Origin of the sequence: Fodinicola feengrottensis (assembly GCF_010993775.1) — a bacterium.
Taxonomy (GTDB): Bacteria; Actinomycetota; Actinomycetes; order Mycobacteriales; family HKI-0501; genus Fodinicola; species Fodinicola feengrottensis.
The window spans coordinates 1-23,368 of sequence record NZ_WOTO01000007.1; the positions used below are offsets into that span (position 1 = coordinate 1).

The window sequence follows — 23,368 nt, forward strand, 5'->3', positions numbered from 1 at the left end:
ATGGAAGGACGCGGTCTCGCCACCGACGCTCCGGAGCGGCGTGGCGCACTTTTGAAGGCTCTGAACAACCCCCCACAGGACGCGCTGGCGCGTCGGAGGGTTCGAATATCGCCGTGTCATTACGGTCAATCGCCGGGGCGTATCCACGGAGCGTACGTCCCGCCCGACCTCTAGTCGGGGGCAGGTCGAGTTTGCCGAACACCCGTTCGCGCAGCTTCCGGACGTATCCGCTGTCGGCGGCGGTGCTACCACGGGCCGGCTAGCTGCCGGATTCCGCGTACGGTTCGCGATAGTCGCACGTGACCTGCAGAGACGCCGCAAGGTCGGGTCCGTCCTCCCTACTCGAGCACCAGGGCTGAGCCACGGACACGTGTTCTGGACGGGTCCGGCGACGGCTTGTTCAGCTCGTCCCTGTCGCGCAACCGGTCGCGAAGGGACGCGCCGCTGCAAGACGGCGGCCATTGATTTAATTTGACCATGCTTTCCGGCATTGGTGGAGATCTCCTGCAGCAACTCACCCAACTCGTCCGGGTCACACCTCCAGAGCTCTGGAGAGGTGACTTCGTCGCCGGCGGCCATGACATTAATTCTACCGCCGGCACCGACAATATGGCCGCGTACGGGTGATCAGGAATTGGATACTTTCACAATAACCCCAACGAAACATAGAGCGCGCGCGTTCAACTCCTGCGAGTTGGGGGCGAACCCATCAGATGGACGGCGCGATTGACGCGGCGGCGCGGATGGTCTGGGTGATGGCGGCGGCCAGTGCGGCGGAGTCGCTCGTACGGTAGACGCGGTCGTCGAGTTCTAGTTCGACCACATCGCCGCTGGAGTTGACGGTGGCGGCCACGAGACCCGTCCGGCGACTCGGCGGTCGCCTCCAGTTTCTCAGCACCAACTCAGCCTTCGGACGCCCCACTCCCCGCCATGAACAGAAATCCCACACTTACTTAATGGATTTCAGACGCAGGACAATAGAGCGCGCGCGTTCAACTCCTGTGAGTTGGGCGGCGAACCTCATCAGATGGATGGTGCGATTGTTCCTGTGACTGCGAAGCGACTGACCGACTGACCGATAGTGATTTACCAGGAGCGGGCGAGGTCGGATTTTTCCGGCTGGTTGGCGAAGAGAGCGTTGGCGCGGGTAGCCATGATGCGCTCGAGGTCTGCCGCGGCGGCGCGGATGGTCTGGGTGATGGCGGCGGCCAGCGCGGCGGAGTCGCTCGTACGGTAAACGCGGTCGTCGAGTTCCAGCTCGACCACATCGCCGCGGGAGTTGACGGTGGCGGCCACGAGACCGTCCGGCGACTCGGCGGTCGCCTCCAGTTTCGCGCTCTCGTCGCGAAGGGTGCGGAGTTTGGTCGCAATCTCCGCGATGCTGGCCAGGTGCTGCGCGGTGGAATGCAACGAGTCTCCCGGTCGCTCGTACGGACGTCTGTGCGCATGATCTTTCCAGGTAGGCCACCGGATTCCGGGTCTTGACCGGTAACTGCCACGCCGGGTTGAAGAGCCCGCTGAGGCCCGATGATGGCAAACCATGAGGAGACTTGCGGCATTGGCCGCCGCGGCGGTGATAGCGGCGCTGTCCCTTCCGGCGTCGGTTGCCGCCGCGCCGCCGGACGGTGCGTGCAACAACCCGTCGCCGTCCCGCCCGGTGATCACGCAGCTGCCGTGGGCCCAGCAGCTTTTCGACCTGAGTCGGGTCTGGCCGTACACGACCGGTGCCGGCGTGACAGTCGCGGTCGTCGACTCCGGCGTGGACGCGGATCATCCGCAGCTGCGCGGAGCCGTCCTGCCGGGCCGGGATTTCTATTTGGTGGGAACGCTTCCCGGCAACTACGACTGCGCTTCGCACGGTACGGCCGTCGCGTCGATCATCGCCGCGCGGGCGGCCAGTGGCGTCGGTTTCGAAGGCATCGCGCCGGGCGCGACGATCCTGCCCGTACGCATCGTCGACGACGCCCAGTCCGATTCCGGCGAGGCGACGCCGATCGATCCGAACATCGTCGCGAAAGGCATTCGGTACGCCGCCGACCAGGGCGCCAAGGTCATCAACCTTTCGCTGGCTGGTTACGGAAACTACGGGCAGATCCAGGACGCCGTGAAATACGCGCAAAGCCGTGATGCGTTGATTGTCGCGGCGGTGGGCAACGGGCAGGCGCAGACTCCGGACGCGATCTCTTTCCCGGCCGCGTATCCGGGAGTGCTGGGCGTCGGATCGATCGACATCAACGGTGCGCGCAACGCCGACTCGCAGGTTGGTACGTACGTGTCGCTGGTCGCTCCCGGTACGAAGGTCGTTGGCGCGAACCGGATCGCGGGACACCAGTACTGGGATGGTACGAGTTTCGCGACGCCGCCTTTCGTTTCCGGCGCCGCCGCACTGGTACGAGCGGCATACCCGAAACTCACCGCACCGCAGGTCGCGCAGCGGCTGATCGCGACCGCGACGGTGGCGCCCGGCGGGGCCAGGAGCCAGGAGTACGGCGCCGGCATCGTCGTCGACCCGTACCGGGCCGTGACGGACGGCCTTGGCGGGAAGCCACAGAACCTCGGCCCGGTCATCGTGCGGCCGCCCAGCCCAGCTGTCGTACGCGCGCAGCATTATTGGTGGCAGGCCGGCGTAGGCGCGAAAATCGTGACCGCCGCGGTGATCGCGGCGGTTTTCCTGGCCGCGATTCTCGCGTGGGCATTGCCGCGTGCCCGCCGTCGCAAGTGGCGCGCGACGCTGGCCACTCCAGCGGCGGGCACGATCGTACGCAAGGAACCACCTGAGCAGACCTCGCTTTTCCCCAGCTCGGCTGCCGGCCACGGCAGAGGATGACAGGGAGGCCGCGGTGGAGCTTTTCGATGCCGGCACATGATGTTCCTTCGCCAGCAGCGGCAGGAGTTGCGTGAGCTGCAAGCGAGGCGGACCGAGACGACCGTCTTCTCACCCGATGGTCTGGTCAGCGCCACGGTCGACGAGCGCGGGCACCTCACCGGCCTTTGGCTGGACGGGCGGATCTACCGCTCGCCGGACTCCCGCGTGTTCTCGGCGAAGGTCATCGAGTCCTGACCTACGCAGGCGGCGACCATGTCGTCGTCCGAGCGGCCGGAGCCTTCGACCGTCAGTAGCGTACGTACGACTTCGCTCATCATGTGGCCAGTGTGCGGGCCGAACCGCGGTGCTGCGCCCGGTTGTCCTGTCGCTGCCAACAAAACAACCCCGCCCCAGTGGGACGGGGTTATTTCGTGGGCTGGGTCAGATCGGCACGTTCGCGATGTTCGACTTCGCGGACGAGACCGCCTGGTTGAGCTCGACCACCGAGTGGCCGACCGCCCGGTGGAAGACCTGCAGCATCTGCTGGTGCGCCTGGTTCATCTGCGCACGTGCGTGATGGACCTCCTGAAGCTGCGCCTGGGCGCCGTCTGGCCACTCATGGGCGAGCTGGTTCATCACTCGCTGCCAGTTGTCCGTCTCGTTCTGGACGTGGCCCATCGTGGTCTGGACTTGCTGCTGGACGTTCTGCAGCATCGCGAAATTACCTTGGACTCGCATCGTGTTTCCTCCTTTACGCGCTGGTCGGGCCGCCGAGGGCGCCGCCGAACGGGTCCGAGCCGAGCACCGAGCTGAACGACTGGTGCAGGTTCTGGTCGGCCTGGTCGTACAGGTTCCCGGAGTAGTTGGTGCTGTCGCCCATGGCCCGAAGCGCGTTGCTGAGCCGCAGGTGTCCGGCCTGCCACTGGTCGTGGGCGCTGTACAGCGCGGTGGCGTACGAGCCAGAGATCTGGCCGTTCAGCGAGGCGATGTGGCCCGCGAGCGTCTTGCTGTGCCCGTCAAGGTTCTGGGCCACGGTGTGCGCCATTCGCCCGCCGTGCATGATGGACTCGGTTACACCGTCAAGTCTGTCCATCGTCGCTCCTTCCGTGATGGATCGGGCCGACGAGTTTCGTGCCCGTGCGCCGAACGTAATCCGGGCGGTCCGGCATAACGGGCACTCGGCACCTTCCTGCCACACCCCCCCCCACGCGCGGCGAGCCGGCACCATCGACTCGAACCGTTCAGCGAGGAGGTCTACAGGTGGCGACCGTTGTGGTGCGCCGGCCGTTACGGCGGCCGGCGCCGGAAATGCCGACTGGTGAACTGCTGCTGGAGGCTCCGCCGGAGATTCCGACGCCGACGGGACGATCGTGGACGCAGGCCCTGATGGTCCTGCCGATGATGGCCATGATGGCGTCGATCATCCTGCTTTCCAGTGCTGGCAGCACAAATACCAGCCCGCTGCGGTACGTCACGTTCGGACTGTTCGGTTTCGCGATGCTCGGCATGCTGGCAATGGTTTTTCTCAACAACAGTGGCCCGAGCAAACGTGAAATGGGGGTGGCCCGGCGCCGGTTCCTGCGTGGACTTTCCCAGCATCGCGTCCGGGTCGCGCGTACCGCCGGCCGCCAGCGCGACGCGCTCTGGTACGTCCATCCGGACCCGGACTCGCTGTGGTCACTGCTGGAAAGCTTCCGGCTGTGGGAAAGACGGCGGTCCGACGAGGACTTCGGCGTCGTACGAGTCGGGGTCGGCAAGCAGCCGCTGGCCACCACCCTGGTGCCACCGGACACCCAGCCGCTGGAGCAGTTGGAGCCACTTTCCGCGCTGGCGCTGCGAAGGTTCATCACCACGTACTCGGTGATTGGCGACCTTCCGCTGGCGCTGGCGATCACCGGCTTCAGCCGAATCCACGTGGACGGCGACCGCGGCCGGTCCATCGACCTGGTACGCGCGATGCTCGCGCAGCTGGCCACGTTGCAGCCGCCGGACGACCTGCGGATCGCGATCTGCGCCGGGCCGGAGCAGCTGGCCGAATGGGACTGGGTGAAATGGCTGCTGCCGCATGCGCTGCACCCGGATCGTACGGACGCGCTCGGGCCACTGCGGCTGGTCGCCAATGCCATCCCGATCCTGGAAATCATGCTGGAAGGCGTGCTCGCCGACCGGCCGCGCTTCGACTCGACCTCGGCGGCGCCGACGTCCGGACCGCACCTGGTGGTGGTGCTCGACGGCGGTTCCTTCGCCGGCTCCGACCATCTGGTCACCGCGACCGGCGTCGAGGGCGCCACCGTGATCGACCTGACCACGGTGCCACCACGTACGCCCGACCGGTCCGGGCTGATTCTCAACGTCGCCCAGGACGGGTCGTTGAGCAGCCTCACCGCGGATACCGACACCGAGGTGGAGCTCGGCACCGCCGACGCGATGAGCAGGGTCTGCGCGGAAGCACTGGCCCGGCAAATGGCGCCGCTGCGACTGACCGCGGGTGCGCGCGGCGAGCAGCCGCTCAGCTCCACGCTCGGGCTCGCCGAGCTGCTCGACCTCGGTGACCCGTTTGCCTTCAATCCTCACGACACCTGGCTGCCGCGGCCCAACCGGGACCGGCTGCGGGTACGGTTCGGCATCCGCCCGGACGGGTCGCCGGTCGAGCTGGACCTGAAGGAGTCCGCGCAGGACGGCATGGGCCCACACGGTCTGCTGATCGGCGCGACTGGCTCCGGAAAGAGCGAGCTGCTGCGTACGCTGGTGTTGGCGCTCGCGGTCACCCATCCGCCGAACACGCTGAATTTCGCACTGATCGACTTCAAGGGTGGCGCGACCTTCACCAGGTTGGACAAGCTGCCGCACACCAGCGCGGTGATCACCAACCTCGCCGACGAGCTGCCGCTGGTCGACCGGATGACCGACGCCTTGAACGGCGAGTTGATCCGGCGCCAGGAACTGCTCCGGGCCGCCGGCAACTTCTCTTCCCTGCGGGACTACGAAAAGGCGCGGGTGGCCGGCGCGCCGCTGGCCGAAGTGCCGACGCTTTTCGTGATCTGCGACGATTTCAGCGAGCTGCTGCAGGCCCGGCCGGACTTCATTGACGTTTTCGTGCAGATCGGCCGGGTCGGCCGATCGCTCGGCGTTCATTTGCTGCTGGCCAGTCAGCGGCTGGAGGAAGGCCGGCTGCGTGGCCTGGACGCCCATTTGTCGTACCGGATCGGCCTGCGGACCTTTTCCGACATCGACAGCCGCGTCGTGCTGGGCGTGAACGACGCCTTCACGTTGCCGCGCGCGCCCGGTCACGGTTTTCTGCGGTACGGCGACGAACCGATGGTCCGGTTCCGGTCCGCGTACGTCTCCGGCGTCCACTTGCCCGGCGACCTGCGACCGGACGGGTCAGGCTCGTACGAGGCGATTGGCCTGCAGGAGTTCACCACCGCGTACGTGGCGCCGCCAGTAGACGAGGAGGAAGAGAACGAGACGCCCGAGATCGACCCGGACGAGGCGATCGGCGAGAGCCTGATGGACATCCTGGTGGACCGGTTCATGGGCCAGGGCACGCCGGCGCACCAGGTGTGGCTGCCGCCACTGGGTACGCCGCCGCCGCTGAACGAGCTGCTCGGCGAGATCGGTTCGGTTCCCGGCCGCGGTTTTGGCGCCCTGAACCCGAATCTGCATGGCGCGCTGCGCGCGGTGGCGGGCATCGTCGACCGGCCGTTGGACCAGCGCCGCGACCCGCTGGTGGTCGATCTTTCCGACGCCGGCGGACATCTGTTGGTGATGGGCGCGCCGCGGAGCGGCAAAAGCACGACCATTCGGACGATCATCGCGAGCCTCGCGCTGACTCACACACCGAGCGAGGTCCAGTTCTACTGCCTGGACTTCGTGGTGGCGGCACGCTCGGATCGATTCGCGGGCTGCCGCATGTCGGTGGCGTCGCGAGCCGGCAGAACGCCGGTGCGGTACGGCGAAGTGTCGCCGAGGTCGCCACCGTGCTGGCCGACCGCGAACGGCGTTTCGCCGAGCTCGACATCGACGGCATGGCCACGTACCGCGCGAAACGTGCCAACGGCACGGTCGTGGACGACGACTACGGCGACGTTTTCCTGGTGGTGGACGGATGGCCGACGCTGCGCAAGGACTTCGAGGATCTGGAGGACGTGATTGGCGGGATCGCCACCCGCGGCCTCGCGTACGGAGTGCACGTCCTCGCCACCTGTTCGCGGCCGTTCGACCTGCGCCCGACCATGCGCGACCTGTTCGGCAGCCGGATCGAGCTGCGCTTGGGCGATCCTGGCGACAGCATGGTGGACCGGCCGAGCGCACTGAAGGTGCCCGAAGGCGCGCCCGGTCGTGGCATCGCGACCAGTAAGCACGAGCTTTTGGTGGCTGCGCCACGAATCGACGGCGTCACCGAGCCGGCCAGCCTGCCGGACGCGATCGTCGCGTTGGTCGAGGCGGTGGGCCGCGGGTGGCACGGCGAGGCGGCGCCGAGCGTACGCATGCTGCCCAGCAACCTGTCGTACGCGACGTTGCCGGACGAGCAGTTGGGCTCGCGCAGATCGCGATCGGCATCGCTGAGCACGACCTCAGGCCGGTGTATCTGGACTTCGACATGGACCCGCACGCATTGCTGTTTGGCGACTCCGAGTCCGGCAAGACGAATTTCCTGCGCGTACTGGCAAAACGAATCACCACGGCGAACACGCCGGCACAGGCGCGGATGATCATCGTCGATCACCGGCGCGGCCTGCTCGGCGAGGTGGAGTCCGAACATCTGCTCGGCTACGGCTCGAACCTCTCGGTCACCACGAAGCTGATGGAGGACGTGGCGACCGCGATGAAGAACCGGCTGCCCGGCCCGGACGTGACGCCCGAACAGCTGCGGGCGCGGTCGTGGTGGCAGGGCCCGGAGTTGTACGTGTTGATCGACGACTACGACCTCGTCGTGACACAGATGACCAACCCGTTCCAGCCACTGCTCGAGTTTTTGGCGCAGGGCCGCGATATCGGCCTGCACGTCATCCTCACCCGGCGCAGTGGCGGCGCCGGCCGGGCGCTTTTCGAACAGTTCGTCTCGCGGCTGCGCGATGTGGGTACGCCCGGCGTGCTGCTGTCCGGTGACAAGGACGAAGGCGTCCTGCTCGGTGGGGTCAAGCCGGAGCCGCTGCCGCCGGGTCGCGGCCGGCTCATTCACCGCAAGGGCTCGCCGCAGCTGATCCAGCTCGGCTGGGTGGACCCGACCGAGTGAGCGATGGCCGGTTGCTGCCGCCGCACTCGCAACCGACCGGACAACTGGTTTCGTACGGATAGTTTTCGTCGCTCGCGACCCGAGAAGGAGGACTCGATGGCCGACGGCAGTGGAAATATCGATGGTTACACCGACGCGATGGAGAGCTTCAGCCCGCAGCCGCCGCCGGCGGCTCAGGCCGCGCAGGTCACCGGCACCGGCATGGCGGAGCTGCAGACGTACGCGACGGCCTGCAACCAGGCATTCCAGAAGGTCACGCAGTACGTCACCCAGGCGCAGCACGGTTTTGCCGCGTACAAATCGATCGCGTCCTCGGCAGCGGGCGCGTATCTGCACCACGACAGCACCAGTGCCGCTGGGATCACGAACTCCGTCTTCCAGGACTCGCCGGTGCTGCGTGGACCCGGGAACGTTCCGTTGGTTGGAGGCAAATGATGGCCGGCAACTACATGCAAATGCCGCTCATACAGCTGATCCAGGTGGCAGCGCATGCTTCCCAGTCCTCGCAGAGCATCGGCCAGGCCGCCACCGCCTGGCGACAGGCCGAGAGCGGCATCAAGAACGCGTCGAGTTCGCTCAAGTCGACCAGCACCGCGCTGCACGCCGAGTGGCAGGACCCAGCGGGCGGCAACTTCGCGTCGGCGGCGAACAGCGACGCCAGCGACATGGACAAGTGGGCGCAGGCAATGGACACCGTTCCGGACGGCATGATCCGGATGGTCAACCTCATCAGCCAGACCCAGAACACTGTCATGCAGGCGTACCAGCAGGCCGCCCAGGGGGCGGCGCGTTGGCGCTCGAGCTGGCGCTGGCGAAGCCGAACCCGGTGGCCGGCCAGGCCGTACAGACGCTGGCCAACCAGCTGGAACAGGCCGGTCAGGCGATTGGCCAGCAGATCGCCGCGGCGCCGCCGGCGCGGTTCCCGAACGGCGCGAGCAGCAACCAGTCCGGTGGCCCGGCCGCCAACGCGGCGTCCACGTCGCCCGGCGGTCAGCAGGGTGGCGCGCAGCAGGACGCCGGTCAGCAGGGTGGCGCTCAACAGGGCGGCGCTCAACAGGGTGGCGCTCAACAGGGCGGCGCCCAACAGGGTGGTGACCAGCAAGCTCAGGGTGGCGACCAGCAGGGCCAGGACCCAAGTGCTGGCGGCGGTATGCCCACCACGGACGACCCGTCCCTGCAGGGTGACACGTCGACGCCGACCCTGCCGCCGCCGACGATCACGCCACCGAACCCGGTTCCGCTGCCGAACAACCCGACGACGTTGCCGCCGTTCATGCCGCTTGGCGGGCTCGGCAAGGGTCTCGGTGGCGGCGGAGGGCCGATCGGCGGCGGTGGTGGTGGCGTTGGCGGCGGAGGCGGCGGCCCGAAGAACATCGCAGTGGCCGCTTCGCCGTTCAAGGCGACGACCGCGCCCACGGTAGGGAGCGCGCCGACCCTGTCCCAGTCGGGTACGGGCGGTCTGAGCTCGCCAACCACTGGCGTGGGCTCAGCCGGCGGCATCCCGCCGATGATGCCGATGCAGGGCGGCGGCGGCGCCGGCGGCGGGCTGAAATCAGGCAACGGGCCGCGGGCGATCACCGGGCGCGGCCCCAAGCCGACCTCCCGCGTCCCAGGTCTGCCGCGGTCGCTGCAGGGCAAGGCCGGATCGGTTGACCGGAACGCGTTCCCGGCGCCGGCGAAGCCGACCCGTCGCCAGCGGGCGGAGGACGTACCGACGCTGCAGTTGCTGGACGAGGAGATGTGGCAGGTGGACGAGACCCCCGGCGGCCGGCAACGAAGCCGCGCCGGCGCCGGTCCGCCGGGTGATCTACTGATTTTCTCTCGCTAGCGGGCGTACTTCCGGATCTTCCATGCGAATCCGGAAGTACGCCTCACGCTTTTTCGGGGTCGCCGTAGCGTCCAGCGCAACAGCGCGAGGCTCCGGCTAGGGTGGGCGCTGTGCCGGGGAGCGTACGAGTGCGGGCCATGGCCGCGCTGGTCGCCGTCGTGATGGCCGCTGGGTTGGTGGGATCGGCGCAGGTGGCGGCCGGGTTCGGGAACCACTATTTGTCGGAGCTGGCGGTTGGCCCGCGGAGCGGGTATTACACCGCCGGTGTCTTCGTCGCGGCGGTGGCGGTTTTGCTGCTTTGGGCAGTGTTCGTACGGGCCGGCCGGGCGTGGTGGATGGCCGGCGGGGCGCTCGCGGTGGCCGGAGTCGCGCTGCTGGGATCGGCGAGTGTGCCTTGTACGGCCGGCTGTCCGCTGCCGGTGGCCGACGGGCTGGTGTCTGTCCAGGACACGATTCATGCATCGGTCAGCAATTTCGCTTGGTGGTGGCACTGATGATCGCCGCCGCGGTGACAGCGGATCTGGTGCCGGTGCGGACGGTCCGCATCGGCTCCGTGGTCGCCGCGGTGCTGCTGCTGGGGGGTGTCGCTGGTCGCGCTGTCCGGATGGGCGATTTTGGTGCGTAGCCACGACTTGGTGCCGGCGGTCGCGGAACGGATAGCGGTGGTGGCGGCCGGTGGCTGGACCGTTCTGGTGGCGGGATGGTTCGTCCGAGCACCCATCCGTACGGGCGCGCGGGCCGAACGGTGAGCGTGTGGAGAAGGCGGGACATCCCTGACCTGAGCGGTCGGACGGCGGTGGTGACCGGCGCCAACAGCGGGATCGGGCTGTGTCGGTGACGCGGGCGCTCGCGCTGTCCGGTGCGCATGTGGTGATGGCCTGTCGGGACCAGCGGCGGGGTGCTGGCGCGCTCGGACTGCTGACCGGCGCTGGTGTGCCAGCCGAGCGACTTTCGCTGCGCTTGTTGGATTTGGCCGACCTGGGCTCGGTCGATTCCTTTGTGGACGGTTTCGAGCACGAGAGTTTGGACCTGCTGATCAACAATGCCGGCGTGTTGGGAGTGCCGCGGCGAAAAACCGTGGACGGGTTCGAAATGCATTTCGGCACCAACCACCTCGGCCATTTCGCGCTTACCGCTGGCCTGCTGCCGCACCTGCTGGCCGCGCCAGCCCCGCGAGTGGTCACCCTCACCAGCATTTTCGGCTATTTCGGCTTTCTTGACTTCAGTAATCTCAACGGCGAAATGGTCTACTTTCGCTGGATGGCGTACGCGCAGTCGAAACTCGCCAACCTGCTGTTCGGCTGGGAGCTGGCTCGCCGGGCGGAAGCGGCCGGGCTTTCGTTGCGCAGCCTCGCCGCACATCCCGGGTATTCCCGGACCAACCTGTTCACCGGTGGTCTGCGCCGGCACGGACCAGGCATCGACGCTCGGGTCCTTGGCTACACCAGTTGGATGTTCGCGCAGAGCAGCGACATGGGCGCGCTGCCGGTGTTGTACGCGGCGACCAAACCCGACGCGCCCAATGGCGCGCTGATCGGGCCGACGCCGTGGCTCGGCCAGTGGTGTGGATTTCCGGCCCAGGTGCGCCCTTTCGTGCCGCTGCCCGACCACGATCCGGCGGTCGCCGAGCAGCTGTGGTCCGAGTCCGAACGGCTCACCGGCCGCACCTTCGCGCAGCTCTAGCTAGGGATTCGGGCGAGCGTCCCGTACGATCGAACACATGTTCGACAAGGCGACGATCCTGCACGCGGACCTGGACGCGTTCTATGCCTCCGTCGAGCAGCGCGACGACCCGGCGCTGCGGGGGCGGCCGGTCATCGTCGGCGGCGGGGTGGTGCTCGCGGCCAGCTATCAGGCCAAGGCGTGCGGAGTGCGGACCGCGATGAGCGGTCGGGCGGCTCGGGAGGTCTGTCCCGAGGCGATCGTGGTCGAGCCGCGAATGTCCGCCTATTCGCAGGCCAGCAAGGCCGTTTTCGAGGTTTTCGAGCAGACTACGCCGATCGTGGAAGGGCTTTCGATCGATGAGGCCTTCCTGGATGTGAGCGGTCTGGGGAAAGTTTCCGGTACACCGGTGGAAATCGCGACGCAGCTGCGAAAAGACGTGCTGGATCAGGTCGGCCTGGCGATCACCGTCGGGGTGGCCCGGACGAAGTTCCTCGCCAAGGTGGCCAGCGGGGTCGCCAAACCGGACGGTCTGCTCGTGGTGCCGCCAGCGGGTGAGCTGGATTTCCTGCATCCGCTGCCGGTCGAGCGGCTCTGGGGCGTCGGCCCGGTGACCGCCGAAAAACTCCGTGACCGGGGCATCACGACCGTCGGGCAGGTCGCCCAGATCGACGAGTCCGCGCTGGTGGTGATGCTCGCCGCCGCGGCTCCGGCCGGCACCTGCACGCGCTCGCCCACAACCGCGACCCGCGGCCGGTCCAGGTCGGCCGGCGCCGCCGGTCGATGGGCGCCCAACGGGCACTGGGCCGGAAAAAGCGGTCGATGGACGACCTGGACGCGATGCTGATCGGCCTGGTTGACAAGCTCGGCCGGCGCCTGCGTACGGGCAGCCGGGTCTGTCGTACGGTCGTTCTGCGGATGCGGTTCGGCGACTTCGCTCGGGCCACCCGCTCGCACACCCTGGCCGAGGCGACCGCGCAGACCGGCGCGATCCTGCTCGCGGCCCGCGGCCTGCTGTCCACCGCCGCGCCGATGATCGAGCTACGCGGTCTCACCTTGATCGGGATTTCGTTGGGAAACCTGGACGACGACAGTGCGATCCAGCTGGCGTTGCCTTTTGAGCGGCCGCAGGTCAGTGCGCTCGACCTGACGATCGACTCGGTACGCGAACGTTTCGGCTCAACCTCTCTCTCACTCCGGCCGTCCTGCTCGGCCGCGACCCAGGCGTCTCGGTTCCGTTGCTGCCAGACTGAGTCCGCGGCTCGGGACTATTAGGTCGCAGTTAGCTTGCGGAGCAAGGAAATCAGCGTGCCTGCTCAGCTTTGGTCAGCGCGGACACGATGGTGTGCTCGTTGGCGAGGTGAGCGGGCAGTGCGGCCTCGATCCGGGCGAGGCCAGCGGCGGTCAGTCGTACGAGCGTGCCCCGGCCGTCGGTGGCCGACTTGCCTCGCTTCACCCAACCGCGGGTGACCAGCTTGTTCACCCGCTGCGCAACCGCGCTGGACGAGATCATCGCGGTCCGGCTCAGCTCCGCCGGGGACAGCTCGTACGGGTGGCCGGCGCGACGCAGTGTCGCCAGCACGTCGTACGACGAGCCGTCGAGGCCGTGCAGCGCGTACGTGTCCTCCAGTCGGGCCTCGACCGCGTCCGCCGCGCGGCTCAGCCGGCCGATGACCCCGATCGGCGACACGTCCAGATCCGGCCGTTCCCGGTGCCACTGCTGGAGAATGTGATCGACGGCGTCTTCCATATGACGACCCTACCGGCGTAGGGTCGCTAAGTGCTTAGCAAACGGCTTCTCGGTATCGCGCTGCTGGCGGCCACCCTTCGGACGGCGGTCGGCGCGCTCTCACCGATCATCGGGGTGGTCGGCGCGGACGTACCGCTGACCGACCTGAGCATCGGTGTGCTCGGCGCGCTTCCGCCGCTGTGCTTCGGGCTTTTTGGCTTGCTGACACCGATTCTGCGACGACGGATCTCGTTGGAGACGCTCGCACTGCTGGCCCTGGCCGGCATGCTTTGTGGCCATGTCGTACGCGCGGCCGCCGCCTCGGCGGGCCTGTTGGTCTCCATGAGCGCTCTCATCTTCGCGGCCGCGGGCATTGCGAACGTCGTTCTCCCGCCGCTGGTCAAGCAGAGTTTTCCCGCTCGGATAGGCATCGTGACGTCGGTTTACGTCACGCTGATGACGACCTTCAGCCTGCTGCCGCCGCTGGTCGCGGTGCCGGTCGCGCGCGCCGGTGGCTGGCGAGTGGCGGTCGGTATGTGGGGCGCACTGTGCCTGATCGCGATCTTTCCCTGGCTGCCGTTGCGACTACGTGCCCGCGAGATCGTGGCGCCGCCGAGTTTGACTGGTCTGCGGCCAATGTGGCGCTCGCGGCTCGGCTGGTGCCTGGCGATCCTGTTCGCCATGACTGCCGCGAACGTTTTCGCGATGTTCGCGTGGTTGCCGAAAATCCTGGTCGACACGGCCGGCGTTTCAGCCGGCCAGGCCGGCGCTCTGCTGTCGCTCTATGCGGCCGTCGGCGTGCCGTTGGCACTGCTCGTACCGCAGCTGGCGACCCGCCTGCGGCACCTCGGCGTACTGATCGCCATCGGCTTCTTCTGTTATCTGGCGGGCTATTTGGGCCTCGCGATCGCGCCCACCCGCGGCACCGTCGGCTGGGTCGTACTGATCGGTCTCGGTCCGCTGCTGTTCCCACTGACCCTCACCCTGATCAACCTCCGCACCCGTACGACCGCCGGGGCCACCGCCCTCAGCGGCTTAACTCAGGGCGCCGGCTACCTGCTCGGCGGCCTCGGCCCGCTCGCCCTCGGCGTCACCCGCCAGCTGACCGGCTCCTGGACCGTTCCGCTCGCGCTGCTGCTGGCCACCCTCCCGATCGTCGCGGTCACCGGCTACCTCGTCTCCCGCCCCACCACCCTCGAAGACTCTCCATAACCGCGGGAGGAGGGCTAGTACTAGGTGGTGGCGCGGCGGGTACGGTCCGGGGCGACCAGGGTCTGTGCGGCTACCGCGGCACCGCCGCGAGCCCATTCCTCGAATGGCAGCGGCCGTACGATCAGCTCGCAGTCGGCGGCGGCACCGAACGCCTGCCGCACGAAGGTTTGACGGGTCTGCTCTTCGAAGAGGTCATAAGAGGCGACGCCCTCGCCGGAGATGATGATCCGCTCCGGGCCGACCAGGTTCGCCACCGACGCGATCGCGAGGCCGATGGCGTGCCCGGCGCGGGCGAACACGGCCCGTACGCCCTCATGCCCGTCGTGGCCGAACTGGACGGCGTCCTCCATGGTCAGCGCGGTGTCGCCAGCCAGTGACCTGCCGGGCCTGCTCGACGATCGCCTGGGTGGACGCGACCGCCTCGACGCAGCCGGCGTTGCCGCAGGTGCAGATCCGGTCCACCGCGCCGACCGGCAGGTGGCCGATCTCGCCGGAGACGCCGTGCGCACCGGACACCACCCGGCCGTCCAGGGAGATCCCGCAGCCGATGCCGGCACCGATGGTGACCAGCACAAACGACGAAATCCCCGCGCCGGCGCCAAACCACTGCTCGGCGGCGGTGAGGGCCCGCACGTCGTTCTCGATGACGGTTCGTACGCCGGTGGCCCGCTCGACCAGGTGAGCGAGCTCGACGCCGTGCCAGTTCAGGAAGGGGGAGTGGTGCACGGCGCCGGTGCAGCGGTCCACGTCGCCGGACAGTGTCACGCCGAGGCTGTGAATCTCCGGACCCTGGGCCGGCACCAGTCGCTTCACGAGGCGGGCGATTGCGCTGACAACGCTGCCCACGTCCCGGGAGTCCAGCGCGGCCCCCGGGGGTGGTCAGCGGCCGGGCGGTCAGGTCGGTGAGGACGCCGAAGAGCTCGTCCTCGGTGATCTTGACGCCGAGGAAGCTGGCTCGCTCCGGCCGGACCGCGACCAGGGTGGCCGGCCGGCCGGCGACCGGTTCTCTCCGCCGCGCCGGCCGAGCTCGGCGATCCAACCGTCGTCCAGCAGCGGCGAGGTGGCCTTGGTGACCGCGCCGGAGGACAGGCCGGTCCGCCGGCCGATCTCGGCTCTGGACAGCGGGCCGTGCGCCAGCATCGTCTGGAAGACCAGTGAGGCGGCGGGCGCCTGGTTCGGAAGCTCCACCTGGCTATCTTAACCTTCCCTTGGAAGTAAATACCAGGACATATCAACCCGGTGCACTACCAGTGGCTATAGGATACGGGAAATCTTATATTGACACCGGAAGCAAACCCCGTTTACCGTACTGAAACATCGACGCCCGGCACAGTCGCCGCACTCGGATGTCGAGAAAAGCAAAACGGGACTTTGACCGTCCTCTGTGGACAGACGTGGACTCACGTGGCACCCGGCCGCCGGCCGGCGTGCTCGGTTCGCCCGCGCGTGCGATGGCGCGACACCAGATGGAGAAGTCATGGCAGCTGTACGTCGCATTCTGTTTCGTGGCATGGCAAGAGCGGCGCTGGGCGTCGCGTTGGCTGCTGCCTCCTTGGTGGCGGTGACGGTGACCGCTTCGCCGCCGGCAGCGGCAGGCATCAACGGGCTGGCCCAGAAACCCTATATGGGGTGGAGCAGTTGGAGCCTGGAATCGACCAATTACCCCGGCCTGGGGAATGAGAACTGGCTGACCGAACAGCACATCATGCAGCAGACCGACGTACTGGCCGCGAAACTGAAGAGCCACGGCTACGACTACATCAACGTCGATGCTGGCTGGACCGACGGCACCGGCGATGAGAACGGCCGGCCGGTCGCGCTCGCGTCGAGGTTTCCGCACGGGATGAAGTACGTCGGCGACTACGTACACAGCAAGGGTCTCAAATTCGGTCTCTATCTGGCGGTTGGGCTCGACCCGAAGGTTTACAACGACGGCAATACGCCGATTTACGGCGCGCCGCAGTGTCACACCAAGGATGTCGTCTATTCCGACCTGCGCAAGACAAACGGGTGGGACGGCGCGTACAAGATGGACTTCGGCAATCCCTGTTCGCAGCTCTACCTCAACTCCATCGCGGACGAGTTGGCCAGCTGGGGCGCGGATTTCCTGAAAGTGGACGGCGTGGGCCCTGGATCGTTCAAGGGTGGCGACAACTACGACAACACCGCGGATGTGGCGGCCTGGGGGCAGGCCCTCAAGCAGACCGGCCGGCCGATCGAGCTGACGCTGTCGTGGGCGCTCGCGCACCCGCAGGCCGGCGTGTGGAAGCAGTACAGCAACGGCTGGCGGATCGACACCGACGTGGAGTGCTACTGCAACACGTTGGTGACGTGGAACAACTCGATCAAGCAACGCTGGAACGACGTGGTGCAGTGGATTCCGGACGCCGGCCCTGGGCACTGGAACAACCTGGATTCCCTCGATGTCGGCAATGCCGAAATGGACGGGATCACCGACGCGGAGCGGCAGAGCTATATGACGCTGTGGGCGATCTCGGCCGCGCCGCTCTACTCCGGTGACGACCTCACCAAGCTGGACAGCTACGGACTTTCGTTGCTGACCAACGACGAGGTCATCGCGGTCGACCAGGCCGGCAACCCGGCGAAACCGGTCAACCAGAACTCGAACCAGCAGGTCTGGTACGCGAAGGACGCCGACGGCAGCTACACGGTCGCGCTTTTCAACCTGGGGACGGATCCGGCCAGGGTCACCGCGAACTGGAACGACCTGGGCATCGTCGGACCGGGCAATGTCCGAGATCTTTGGCAACACAACAATCTGGGCAGCGCCAACGGAAGTTTCAGCGCCACCTTGCCGGCGCACGGGTCCCGGTTGCTGCGGATTGCCCCGCAGGCCCACATTAACGGACCGTCGATGCCGGTGAACGTACATGGCACCAGCGCGAGTTCCTCGACCGTTTCGTTGGCCTGGGACGCTTCCGCGGTCCACGGTGGCAAGGTCGCCTGGTACGACATCTACACCGGCAGCAAGAAAGCCGCGTCCGTACGAGGCACCGCCGGCACAGTCTCCGGGCTGAAACCCTCGACCAGTTACCAGTTCACCGTGGTTGCCCGGGATTCGGCCAACCGAGCTTCTGCTTCCAGCAAGAAGATCACCGTCACCACACCGAAAACCGGTGGGCCGACCGGGTACGAGGCGGAGGCGGCCGGTAACACGCTTGGCCCGGGCAGCGACATCGCGAACTGCGGTGGCTGCTCCGGCGGCAAGAAGGCCGGCAATCTCGGCGGCAGCGGTTTCCTGCGGTACAACAACGTGACGGTCGACAAGGCCGGGACGTACCTGATGAATGTCGCCTACGTCGACGGTGACTCCAGCCGGCTGGCGATCGTCACGGTCAACAACACACCGTTCACCTGCCGTTGTCCGGCACGAACAACAACGACTGGGACAACCCGCAGAACACCGTGGTGCCGGTGCAGTTGCAGGCCGGGGTCAACACCATCTCGTTCGGCAACCCGAATCCCGGCGACTACGTCTCGGACATCGACAAGATCACCCTGTAACACGTGGGTCCCCGCCGGCCCGACCGGCGGGGATCACCAGTAAGGAGATCTGCCGTGGCGACGTTTTTCCCAGCAGGACAACCGCATCCAGCCGGCCGTGCCGGTGACGAAGACCGCCCTCCCGGCGGCCCGCCGCAAGAAGTCGTCGTCGAGTCGCCGGACACACCGGTGGCCTGGCTTTTCATCGCTCCGGCGGTGCTGGGGTTCGCAGTCTTCGCCGCGTACCCGACACTGCGCGGTATCTATCTGAGTTTCACCGACTTTCACGTGCTTTCCCCGCCGCAGTGGGTCGGTCTCGCCAATATCGAAGAGCTGATCGGCGACGATGTCTTCTGGCATTCGCTGGGTGTGACCATCTATTTCGTGGTGCTCTCGGTTGTCGTTGGCATTCTGATCTCGCTGATCACCGCGGTGGTCATGCATCGGCTCGGCGCTTCGACCGTGGTCCGCGGCTTGATTTTGTTGCCCTTCCTCATTTCCGGCGTGGTCGCGGCGCGGCGCTGGTGTGGGTGTGGATGCTGGATCCCCAGTTGGGCATCGTCAACGTCGTACTCACCCAGTTGACCGGCCACAACATCCTGTTCTTCGGGTCGGGCGGCTGGGCCATCCCAGCGGTCGCGCTGATCAGCGTCTGGAAGTCGATGGGCTACAACGCGGTGCTGATTTTCGCCGGACTGCAGACCATTCCGCCGCAGGTGTACGAGGCGGGCCGGATCGACGGCGCCAGCGAAATGCAGATGTTCCGCCGGCTCACGATTCCGTTGCTGCGGCCCATCCTGGTGATGGTGGTGATCCTGACCGTGATCGGGTCCTTCCAGGTCTTCGACATCGTCCAGGTGACCACCCAGGGCGGGCCGGCGAACGCGTCGTACGTGCTGCAGATGTACATCTACAACAAGGCTTTCACCCAGTTCGACTTCGGGTACGCGGCGACCATGTCGCTGGCACTTTTCGTGATGCTGCTGACCATCACGTACATGCAGATGCGGCTCGCGAGGGCCAACGAGTCGGATCTGGACTGAGAGGCGCTCGCGATGGCAATGGTTTTGTCGCACCGTAAAGGAAGGCGCTTCTCGCCCGGGCGGCTGGTGGCGTGGGCGTACGTCACGGTGATCCTTTTCCTGACCATCTTCCCGTTCTACTGGATTCTGCGTACGTCCCTGTCGAACAACTACGCCTTGTCGACCGATCCATCCTCGCCGTTGCCAGTGGGTTTCGGCTTCGGTGCCTTCAAACGGGCGCTGGGGGCCTGGCGACGCCGGCCGAATCGGTCAGGGGGCGGCTCCGGCGCGGCCCTGGACACGGGACTTTTCCTGCGGAACTCCATCATCTACGCGGCGATCTGACCGCATGCGTCGTCTTCTGCTCGGCCTTGGCGGCCTATGCCTTCGCCCGGCTGCGGTGGCGTGGCCGCAACCTGATCTTCTCGGTGCTGCTGTCGGCGCTGATGGTGCCCGGGATCCTCACGTTCCTGCCGAACTTCGTGCTGATCAAGGACCTCGGCCTGACCAACACCTTCGCTGGGATGATCCTGCCCGGCGCGTTCTTCTCCGCCTTCAACATCTTTTTTTTCCTGCGACAGTTCATGCTCGGGCTGAGCAGTGAGGTGGAAGAGGCCGGCCGCGCTGATCGACGGCGCCGGGCCGATCCGGGCGTTCTTCCGGATCATCCTGCCGATGTCGTCGGCGCCGATCACCACGCTGTCGCTGCTCACCTTCATCACCGCCTGGAACGACTATTTCTGGCCGCTGATGGTGACGAACGACGACAGCGTACGGCCGTTGACGCTCGCGCTCGCTGTTTTCAAGCAGTCGTCACCACAGGCGTCGCCCGACTGGTCCGGACTGAGCCGCCACCCTGATCGCCGCGCTGCCGATGTTGCTGCTCTTCATCATCTTCGGCCGGCGGATCGTCAACTCGATTGGTTTCACGGGGCTCAAATGACATTCGGCGATCTGTTATTGGGCTGGCCGCGGCCGGCCGAGAGCTGGTACGAGGCGGTGCCGATTGGCAACGGCCGGCTCGGTGCGATGGTCTTTGGCGGAGTTTCCCAGCACCGCCTGCAAATCAACGACTCGACGGTATGGTCGGGCACTCCGCAAGGCCCGGCCGACGGGCTGGCCGAGGTGCTCGCGACCGGTGCCGGTCCGGAGCGGCTGGCCGAGCTGCGAGAGGCGATCCGAGCGCAGGACTATCGCCGGGCCGAGGCCCTGGTGAAGTCTTTCGAAGGGCGCTACAGCCAGGAATACCTGCCCTTTGTGGATCTCTGGATGTCCTTCGCCGAGGGCGAGCAAGCGATCTACCACGGCCGGACGCTCAATATCGACAACGGCGTTGCTGCAGACTCCCTTCGATATCGGCAAAAGGCTCGTACAGCGGCGGACGTGGGCCAGCCGGCCGGCGCAGGCGATTTGCCTGTCCGTGGTCGTCGAGGGCGGGACTTTGGACCTCGACCTGGACATCTCCTCGCCGCTGCGGATGGCCGACCGATGGACTACCGCGGCGGGATTCGTGGTCGGGGTGGACGTACCGGTGGACGGTGCGCCGCTGCATGAGCAGTCGGTGGCCGAGCCGTTGCGTTATGGGACGGGGAAAGCCGGTGGCTATGACCCGTACGCGGTGGCGGCCGTACGCGTCGACACCGACGGCGCGGTTGCCGTCGCTGGCGAGTCTCTGTCCGTACGAGGCATGAGCCGGCTGCTGGTGACCATCTCGAGTTCCAGCAGTGTGCGGAGGATTTCTGGGCGTTGCCGGCCGGGGTGGCCGCGGCTTCGGTCAGCCGGGACGCCCACGCCGACCGTGCCGTCCGACGAGCGGAGAGCGCACTTGCCACCGGCGCCGATGTTTTGTCGCGCCAGCACGAAGAAGACCTGCGGCCGTTGCTGTCGGCGGCCAGCCTCACCATTGGCAGCCGCCGGTCCGGTGTGGTGAGTGTGCCCGACGAGATTCTCTCCGGCTGGGATGAACACCTCACCGCCACGGTGATTTTCCAGCTGGGCCGCTACTTGCTCGCCTCCGCATCTCGACCCGGCGGCGGGCCGCCGGCCAACCTTCAGGGCATCTGGAACGCCGAGCTCCGGCCGCCCTGGTCGTCGAACTACACGATCAATATCAACACCGATGATGAACTACTGGGGTGCTGAGACCGCGGGCCTGAGCCAGTGCCACCAACCTTTGTTCGAGCTGATCGCGAAACTCGCGTACAACGGCGAGCGGGTGAGCCACCAGCTCTATGGCGCTCGCGGCTGGGTGGCGCACCACAACACCGACATGTGGGGTTGGGCGTTGCCGGTCGGGATGGGACACAGCAGTCCGTCCTGGGCGATCTGGATGATGGGCGGCACCTGGCTGACGCAACACGTCTGGGACCATTACGAGTTCACCTGCGACATAACTTTCCTGCGGGAAAAGGGATGGCCGGTGCTGCGCGGCAGCGCGGAGTTCTGTCTGGGCTGGCTGGTGGAGGGCCCGGACGGCTGGCTGGACACCATTCCGTCCACCTCACCAGAAAACCTGTTCATTTCGGCGGCTGGAACCCAGGAGTCGTTGTCGTACTCGTCCGCGATGGACATGGCGATGATCCGCGCGACCTTCGACCGCTGCCTTGCGGCGGCCCGGATTCTGGGTCTTGACGACGAGATTTGTGCCCGAATCCGGGCCGCGCTGCCACGGCTGCGGCAACCGCAGGTCACCGCGGACGGGCGGCTTCAGGAATGGGTGGTGGACCACCAGGAACAGGACCCGAAGCATCGGCACATGTCGCAGATGGTGGCGGTGTATCCGCTCGGACAGGTGGATTTCGAGCAGGCACCAGACCTTGCCGCAGCTGGGGTGAAGCTGTTGGACGCCCGTGGTCCGGGCGCGATGGGGTGGTCCTGGGCCTGGGAAAATCGCGCTGCGGGCACGGCTCGGCGATGGCGCGACCGCGGCCGCTCTCCTTCGGGAGGCAACCGTGCCGTACGGACGTGACCCGGACGTCTACGCGCCGGCGGAGGGCACCGAATGGGGCGGCCTGCTGCCAAACCTCTTCAGTACTCATCCGCCTTTCCAGATGGACGGCAACTTTGGTCTGATGGCCTGCATTGTCGAAATGCTGATACAGAGCCACGGCGGACTCCTGCAGGTGCTGCCCGCGCTGCCCGCCGAATGGCCGGACGGCAGCGCCCGCGGCATTCGCTGCCGGGGCGGCTGGACTGTCGACCTTCGCTGGCAAGCTGGCGAAATTGTGGAGCTAGTGGTTCGCGCGGAGAGTGCCAGAGAGGCGCGTACGAGCAGAGTTCGGTGCGGTGCCACCACGATCGAGCTCACCCTCAAACCCGGCGAGGAAGCCCTGTTCGGGCCGGCGCTGGTTGGAAATCGGGGCGGTAGCCGATGATCGCGGACCTGGACCGGCCGGCCCTGTGGGCGTACCGAAGCGACTACCGGCCGCCAGCCGACTTCGACGCTTTCTGGCGGTCCACCTTGGATGAAACGGCCGCCTTCGACCTCGACGTGCGGCTCAGTCCAGTCGTCACCGGCCTGCGGACCATCGACGTTTTCGACGTGACTTTCGCCGGTTTCGGCGGCCATCCGATCCGTGGGTGGCTGCGCGTTCCGAGCGATCGCATCGAACGGCTCCCCGCGGTCGTGCAGTTTCACGGATATGCCAGCGGTCGCGGCCATCCGCTGGACGACTTGTTGTGGGCGTCGGCGGGCTATGCCCACTTGGTGATGGACACTCGCGGCCAGGGCGGTGACTACGCCGGCGGCTCGACCGGCGATCCGGTCGGCACGATTGGGCCGGCTTACCCGGGCTTCATGACTCGCGGCATCGCCGACCCCGAAACATATTTCTATCGCCGGGTCTTCGCTGACGCGCGGTGCGCGCCGTGCAAACGGTTCGCACGCTCGATTTCGTTGACTCCGAACGGGTCGCAGTGGCTGGCAACAGTCAGGGCGGTGGCATCGCGCTGGCCACGGCCGGGCTGGTGCCGGACGTCGCCGCGCTCTACGCCCAGGCGCCCTTTCTGTGCGATTTCCGGCGTGGCGTTCGGATCACCAGCGAGGGACCGTACGCGGAAATCGCCGGCTATTTGGGTGCGCACCGCTGGGAAGTCGAGCAGGTTTTCCGGACGCTGGCCTATTTCGACGGCATCGGCTTCGCCGCGCGGGCGATCGCGCCGGCGTGGTTTTCGTGCGGGCTGATGGATGGGCTCTGCCCACCGTCCACGGCCTTCGGCGCTTTTCATGCCTATGGCGGGCAGAAGGAAATCCAGGTGTGGGACTACAACGGCCACGACGCGGGTGGGGCGCAGGATCTGGCCACCGCCGTGTCGGCTTTCGGGGCCGTACTGCAGAAGTAGCAAGGTCGGGTTGGCAACGTGCAAC

General features: G+C 66.9%; 28 protein-coding genes and 4 pseudogenes. 23 read left to right on the plus strand and 9 right to left on the minus strand.

What is annotated here, in order from left to right:
• Positions 1–709 precede the first annotated feature (709 nt).
• Complete coding sequence (locus tag GNX96_RS08015) at positions 710–898, minus strand: YbaB/EbfC family nucleoid-associated protein (protein ID WP_163567586.1); 189 nt, start codon at positions 896–898, stop codon at positions 710–712.
• A 188-nt stretch (positions 899–1,086) separates the two neighbouring features.
• Positions 1,087–1,410: a YbaB/EbfC family nucleoid-associated protein gene (locus GNX96_RS08020; RefSeq protein ID WP_279579748.1), complete on the minus strand. Its 324-nt coding sequence runs from the start codon at positions 1,408–1,410 to the stop codon at positions 1,087–1,089.
• A 130-nt stretch (positions 1,411–1,540) separates the two neighbouring features.
• Between GNX96_RS08020 and mycP the strand changes: the two genes are divergently transcribed.
• Together mycP and GNX96_RS08030 are read left to right on the plus strand one after the other, a co-directional pair.
• Positions 1,541–2,827 (plus strand): type VII secretion-associated serine protease mycosin, encoded by a 1,287-nt coding sequence (gene mycP / locus GNX96_RS08025; protein WP_163567588.1) that lies wholly within the window; start codon positions 1,541–1,543, stop codon positions 2,825–2,827.
• Positions 2,828–2,863: 36 nt separating this feature from the next.
• Complete coding sequence (locus GNX96_RS08030) at positions 2,864–3,061, plus strand: YbaB/EbfC family nucleoid-associated protein (protein ID WP_163567589.1); 198 nt, start codon at positions 2,864–2,866, stop codon at positions 3,059–3,061.
• A 186-nt stretch (positions 3,062–3,247) separates the two neighbouring features.
• On the opposite strand, the gene GNX96_RS08035 is transcribed toward GNX96_RS08030, so the two are convergent.
• Positions 3,248–3,544 (minus strand): hypothetical protein, encoded by a 297-nt coding sequence (locus GNX96_RS08035; RefSeq protein WP_163567590.1) that lies wholly within the window; start codon positions 3,542–3,544, stop codon positions 3,248–3,250.
• A 13-nt stretch (positions 3,545–3,557) separates the two neighbouring features.
• Positions 3,558–3,899: a WXG100 family type VII secretion target gene (locus GNX96_RS08040; RefSeq protein WP_163567591.1), complete on the minus strand. Its 342-nt coding sequence runs from the start codon at positions 3,897–3,899 to the stop codon at positions 3,558–3,560.
• Positions 3,900–4,192: 293 nt separating this feature from the next.
• On the opposite strand from GNX96_RS08040, the pseudogene eccCa reads away from it, so the two are divergent.
• The 4 genes and pseudogenes from eccCa to GNX96_RS08050 form a co-directional block, all read left to right on the plus strand.
• Positions 4,193–6,619 (plus strand): annotated as a pseudogene (eccCa, locus tag GNX96_RS49980) (type VII secretion protein EccCa); the annotation flags it as partial.
• Between the two features lie 92 nt (positions 6,620–6,711).
• Positions 6,712–7,125 (plus strand): annotated as a pseudogene (locus GNX96_RS49985) (FtsK/SpoIIIE domain-containing protein); the annotation flags it as partial.
• 266 nt (positions 7,126–7,391) lie between these two features.
• Entirely contained in the window at positions 7,392–8,045 is a 654-nt protein-coding gene (locus tag GNX96_RS49990) for an FtsK/SpoIIIE domain-containing protein (protein ID WP_279579749.1), read from the plus strand.
• A 96-nt stretch (positions 8,046–8,141) separates the two neighbouring features.
• A complete protein-coding gene (locus tag GNX96_RS08050) occupies positions 8,142–8,480 on the plus strand; it encodes a hypothetical protein (protein ID WP_163567592.1) in 339 nt (112 codons plus the stop codon).
• A 10-nt stretch (positions 8,481–8,490) separates the two neighbouring features.
• Here the strand turns inward: GNX96_RS08050 and GNX96_RS08055 are convergent, their stop codons facing one another.
• Positions 8,491–8,775, minus strand: coding sequence for a hypothetical protein (locus GNX96_RS08055; RefSeq protein WP_279579750.1), 285 nt, complete (start codon positions 8,773–8,775; stop codon positions 8,491–8,493).
• 60 nt (positions 8,776–8,835) lie between these two features.
• On the opposite strand from GNX96_RS08055, the gene GNX96_RS08060 reads away from it, so the two are divergent.
• From GNX96_RS08060 to dinB, 6 genes and pseudogenes are all read left to right on the plus strand, one after another.
• Positions 8,836–9,873 (plus strand): hypothetical protein, encoded by a 1,038-nt coding sequence (locus tag GNX96_RS08060; RefSeq protein WP_163567594.1) that lies wholly within the window; start codon positions 8,836–8,838, stop codon positions 9,871–9,873.
• Between the two features lie 110 nt (positions 9,874–9,983).
• Complete coding sequence (locus tag GNX96_RS08065; protein ID WP_163567595.1) at positions 9,984–10,367, plus strand: DUF998 domain-containing protein; 384 nt, start codon at positions 9,984–9,986, stop codon at positions 10,365–10,367.
• On the plus strand, positions 10,367–10,498 hold the full coding sequence (locus GNX96_RS49995; protein ID WP_279579751.1) for a hypothetical protein: 132 nt from the start codon (positions 10,367–10,369) through the stop codon (positions 10,496–10,498). The genes GNX96_RS08065 and GNX96_RS49995 overlap by 1 nt, the downstream gene beginning before the upstream one ends.
• Complete coding sequence (locus tag GNX96_RS50000) at positions 10,491–10,622, plus strand: hypothetical protein (RefSeq protein ID WP_279579752.1); 132 nt, start codon at positions 10,491–10,493, stop codon at positions 10,620–10,622. Before GNX96_RS49995 ends, GNX96_RS50000 begins: the two co-directional genes overlap by 8 nt.
• 79 nt (positions 10,623–10,701) lie before the next feature.
• Complete coding sequence (locus GNX96_RS08070) at positions 10,702–11,556, plus strand: SDR family NAD(P)-dependent oxidoreductase (RefSeq protein WP_279579753.1); 855 nt, start codon at positions 10,702–10,704, stop codon at positions 11,554–11,556.
• Between the two features lie 37 nt (positions 11,557–11,593).
• Positions 11,594–12,788: pseudogene (gene dinB, locus GNX96_RS08075) on the plus strand (DNA polymerase IV).
• 50 nt (positions 12,789–12,838) lie between these two features.
• On the opposite strand, the gene GNX96_RS08080 reads toward dinB, so the two are convergent.
• The gene (locus GNX96_RS08080) at positions 12,839–13,285 is read right to left on the minus strand and encodes a MarR family winged helix-turn-helix transcriptional regulator (RefSeq protein ID WP_163567596.1); all 447 of its coding nucleotides are present in this window, start codon (positions 13,283–13,285) and stop codon (positions 12,839–12,841) included.
• A 30-nt stretch (positions 13,286–13,315) separates the two neighbouring features.
• On the opposite strand from GNX96_RS08080, the gene GNX96_RS08085 reads away from it, so the two are divergent.
• Positions 13,316–14,476, plus strand: coding sequence for an MFS transporter (locus tag GNX96_RS08085; RefSeq protein WP_163567597.1), 1,161 nt, complete (start codon positions 13,316–13,318; stop codon positions 14,474–14,476).
• A 20-nt stretch (positions 14,477–14,496) separates the two neighbouring features.
• On the opposite strand, the gene GNX96_RS50005 is transcribed toward GNX96_RS08085, so the two are convergent.
• The 3 genes from GNX96_RS50005 to GNX96_RS50015 are packed head-to-tail and all read right to left on the minus strand — an operon-like array spanning position 14,497 to position 15,664.
• On the minus strand, positions 14,497–14,826 hold the full coding sequence (locus GNX96_RS50005; protein ID WP_279579754.1) for a hypothetical protein: 330 nt from the start codon (positions 14,824–14,826) through the stop codon (positions 14,497–14,499).
• Positions 14,789–15,322, minus strand: a complete 534-nt coding sequence (locus GNX96_RS50010) for an ROK family protein (protein WP_279579755.1) — start codon at positions 15,320–15,322, stop codon at positions 14,789–14,791. Before GNX96_RS50010 ends, GNX96_RS50005 begins: the two co-directional genes overlap by 38 nt.
• Before the next feature lie 48 nt (positions 15,323–15,370).
• A complete protein-coding gene (locus tag GNX96_RS50015) occupies positions 15,371–15,664 on the minus strand; it encodes a winged helix-turn-helix transcriptional regulator (RefSeq protein ID WP_279579756.1) in 294 nt (97 codons plus the stop codon).
• A 289-nt stretch (positions 15,665–15,953) separates the two neighbouring features.
• Here GNX96_RS50015 and GNX96_RS08095 point away from each other — a divergent pair, with 289 nt between their 5' ends.
• From GNX96_RS08095 to GNX96_RS50040, 10 genes and pseudogenes are all read left to right on the plus strand, one after another.
• Positions 15,954–18,044: a fibronectin type III domain-containing protein gene (locus tag GNX96_RS08095; RefSeq protein WP_163567598.1), complete on the plus strand. Its 2,091-nt coding sequence runs from the start codon at positions 15,954–15,956 to the stop codon at positions 18,042–18,044.
• Between the two features lie 11 nt (positions 18,045–18,055).
• Positions 18,056–18,565, plus strand: a complete 510-nt coding sequence (locus GNX96_RS50020; protein ID WP_279579757.1) for a carbohydrate ABC transporter permease — start codon at positions 18,056–18,058, stop codon at positions 18,563–18,565.
• Entirely contained in the window at positions 18,505–19,023 is a 519-nt protein-coding gene (locus GNX96_RS50025) for a carbohydrate ABC transporter permease (protein ID WP_390623950.1), read from the plus strand. The genes GNX96_RS50020 and GNX96_RS50025 overlap by 61 nt, the downstream gene beginning before the upstream one ends.
• A gap of 12 nt (positions 19,024–19,035) precedes the next feature.
• Positions 19,036–19,347: an ABC transporter permease family protein gene (locus GNX96_RS50030; protein WP_279579758.1), complete on the plus strand. Its 312-nt coding sequence runs from the start codon at positions 19,036–19,038 to the stop codon at positions 19,345–19,347.
• A 594-nt stretch (positions 19,348–19,941) separates the two neighbouring features.
• Positions 19,942–20,556 (plus strand): glycoside hydrolase N-terminal domain-containing protein, encoded by a 615-nt coding sequence (locus GNX96_RS08110; RefSeq protein ID WP_163567599.1) that lies wholly within the window; start codon positions 19,942–19,944, stop codon positions 20,554–20,556.
• 192 nt (positions 20,557–20,748) lie between these two features.
• Positions 20,749–21,144 (plus strand): glycosyl hydrolase family 95 catalytic domain-containing protein, encoded by a 396-nt coding sequence (locus GNX96_RS08115; RefSeq protein ID WP_163567600.1) that lies wholly within the window; start codon positions 20,749–20,751, stop codon positions 21,142–21,144.
• Positions 21,122–21,970: a glycosyl hydrolase family 95 catalytic domain-containing protein gene (locus GNX96_RS08120; RefSeq protein WP_163567601.1), complete on the plus strand. Its 849-nt coding sequence runs from the start codon at positions 21,122–21,124 to the stop codon at positions 21,968–21,970. The genes GNX96_RS08115 and GNX96_RS08120 overlap by 23 nt, the downstream gene beginning before the upstream one ends.
• Positions 21,852–22,376, plus strand: a complete 525-nt coding sequence (locus tag GNX96_RS08125) for a glycoside hydrolase family 95-like protein (protein WP_390623951.1) — start codon at positions 21,852–21,854, stop codon at positions 22,374–22,376. The genes GNX96_RS08120 and GNX96_RS08125 overlap by 119 nt, the downstream gene beginning before the upstream one ends.
• A pseudogene (locus GNX96_RS62890) lies at positions 22,373–22,843 on the plus strand (acetylxylan esterase); the annotation flags it as partial. The gene GNX96_RS08125 and the pseudogene GNX96_RS62890, both read left to right, overlap by 4 nt.
• A 26-nt stretch (positions 22,844–22,869) precedes the next feature.
• Positions 22,870–23,343, plus strand: coding sequence for an acetylxylan esterase (locus tag GNX96_RS50040; RefSeq protein WP_279579760.1), 474 nt, complete (start codon positions 22,870–22,872; stop codon positions 23,341–23,343).
• Positions 23,344–23,368 lie beyond the last annotated feature (25 nt).